Source organism: uncultured Caballeronia sp. (assembly GCF_964243625.1).
In the GTDB taxonomy this organism is placed as follows: Bacteria; Pseudomonadota; Gammaproteobacteria; order Burkholderiales; family Burkholderiaceae; genus Caballeronia.
This window is the reverse complement of the sequence record NZ_CAXTGZ010000824.1, coordinates 1-2,186: the sequence shown is the minus strand read 5'-3', so window position 1 is coordinate 2,186 and position 2,186 is coordinate 1. Positions and strand designations below refer to the sequence as shown.

At 58.1% G+C, this 2,186-nt stretch carries 3 protein-coding genes; 1 reads left to right on the top strand and 2 read right to left on the bottom strand.

Annotation, left to right across the window (positions count from 1 at the left end):
* Positions 1-485: transporter substrate-binding domain-containing protein (locus tag ACFFAR_RS31405; RefSeq protein WP_375509248.1), on the bottom strand; the 485-nt coding region annotated here is incomplete at its 3' end.
* A 463-nt stretch (positions 486-948) separates the two neighbouring features.
* Between ACFFAR_RS31405 and ACFFAR_RS31400 the strand changes: the two genes are divergently transcribed.
* Positions 949-1,167 carry a DUF4148 domain-containing protein gene (locus tag ACFFAR_RS31400; protein WP_375509247.1) on the top strand — a complete coding sequence of 73 codons (219 nt, stop codon included), beginning with the start codon at positions 949-951 and terminating at the stop codon, positions 1,165-1,167.
* A gap of 171 nt (positions 1,168-1,338) precedes the next feature.
* On the opposite strand, the gene ACFFAR_RS31395 is transcribed toward ACFFAR_RS31400, so the two are convergent.
* On the bottom strand, positions 1,339-2,186 hold an 848-nt coding region (locus ACFFAR_RS31395; protein WP_375509246.1), incomplete at its 5' end, for a catalase-related domain-containing protein.

Here is a 2,186-nt window from a genome sequence, read left to right as displayed (position 1 = left end):
ACCAGATCGAAATGATCGACCGCATAACCCGCTGTGACCAGATCGCCGACGAAAGCGTCCGCATCGCCCAGCGATACGGCAAGCAATGCGCTCAACGTATCGCGATAAGCAACGGGATGCATCGATGGATACGCATCCTGCAGCCGTTGTGGCGATGTCTGCGACTCAACGTATGCGATCCGTCCTGTGTGTGATCCTGCGACACGACGCTCAACATAGACCTGCTTCGTCGCAACATACGGCTTGCTGTAAAGCAACGCGACGCCGCCGTCGTTACCAGTGGCGCTGGTCGCGGCATCTATTCGATGCTGCCGCAACGCGTCGATCATTGCGCCGCGATCGGCGAAGCTCTGCCATTGAACCGGCTTCTGCAACGCTCCTGCGATTCGTTGCACAAAATCCGCCGATACACCGCGCACAGGATTCTCCGAATCATTCGGATTACTCATTTCCATGGGCGGCAACGCGCCCGGCACGACGCCCACTATCAACGGCCTTGCTTGAACCGGATTTTTTGAAACGTTCGTCCGGGCACTCACCGAAACGCAAAAAAATAGCGCGATACAAAACAGCACCGCAATGCGCAGAAGCCTTGGCGGTTTTATCGTGGCGAACGTCCTTAGTGAAGCCATCAGCATTTCCCTAAAGAAACGACGCAATACACGCCTGTTTTTAAGAGGATTGCCAGTGTCGCAAATTCAGGCCGCAAGGCCAATAAGGAATCGTGAAACAACACGCCGCCCGGGTCGATACAGTCCTGGCGCAAGGCTGTGCCAAGCTTCAGATAAAGCAAGCATTATTGCAACTCCCACAACACTATTTCGCTTAATTCAGCGTTAATGGAAACAGTATTGCGTGTCTACACTTCGATCTGTCACGCGTCGTCGATTCGACCATCCGGTTGTTAACGACGCTAAAAGCAACAAGGACATTCGAGGAGACACCACCATGCTCAAGGCACTCATTCCCGCAATCGTCGTAGCAGCAGCTTTAGGCGCTCCAGCTCTGGCAAGCGCGCAACAATCCGGCGACACGGTGACGCGCGCGGCAGTGAAAGCGGATCTGGCTCAAATGGAGCGGTCGGGCTACAACGTCGAAGGCGATCACACGACGTATCCCGCTCAAACCCAGGCCGCCGAGCAACGCGTGAAAAGAATCAGGGCGTGATGGCGACATCGTACGGACCGACAATGAATGGATCGTCAGCTGCTGGAACGCGGGCGCTTGTTGCCCAGCCGGACGGAACGCGCTCCACTTACTTCGGGCAATAAAACGATTCCGCATAAAAAAATGGCCGCCAACTTCGCGTTGGCGGCCATTCTTCGTCAGGCGTAGTGCTTACGCCGGAACGCTCTCTGCCTTCTCGGCTCGCGCCCATACCCGATGCGCCGACATCGCTGTAATGAAGGCCTTCATCACTTTCTTCACGTCGCTGCCCACGCTTACGCCTTCATCGCCGGTCGGCAGATGTGCGGCGGCAAGCACATCCTCGCCGTCGCCCACGGCACCGATCGCCTTCAGATGCTTGAATGCTTCAAGCACGAAGTGGCGGGCGTCGCCGGACTCTGCCAGCAGCTTTGCACTCGCCGCGCCGCCGGCAATGACCACACCGTCGAACATGATCGACGGCAGCGCGAGAATGGTTGCATCCACTTCAACGCCATCACCCAACGTGCCCAGTTGCGGCGCAACGACTTTCGCATGCGCACCCTCAGCCGTGAGCGCGTCCTTGATCGCCTTGATGCTTGCAACGTCCGCGCCCTTCGCAGCAAGGATGGCGACCTTGCGCGTTTTCACCGAGGGCACCGCCTTCGCAATCAAACTCAGTGCCGGCGATTGCTCGAGAGACGACTTGCCGAGCTCTTCCGGACTCGCGCTCGCTGCCGGCGCGGGAAGACCGAGATTGTCGGCAACACGCGCACACAGCTCGCTATCGATATTCGCCAGGATTCCAAGCTGCCGTTCGCGGATGAACTTGCGCTCGACCTTGCTCAGTTCAAACGAATACGCGCCGACGATATGGTCCTTCTCCGGCTGCGTCATGCTCTTCCAGAACAGCGTGGCTTGGGAATAGTGGTCGGCGAACGATTCACTGCGTTGGCGGATCTTGACGGCATCCACGCGTTCCGGATACGTTTCGAAACCGCCGCCCATCGCGGCCGGCGCCGTTTCCTTCGGCCAGCCGC

What these genes read in the sequence shown, in the direction of transcription:
- ACFFAR_RS31400 (WP_375509247.1), top strand. Translation starts at nt 949, where the DNA reads ATGCTCAAGGCACTCATTCCCGCAATCGTCGTAGCAGCAGCTTTAGGC.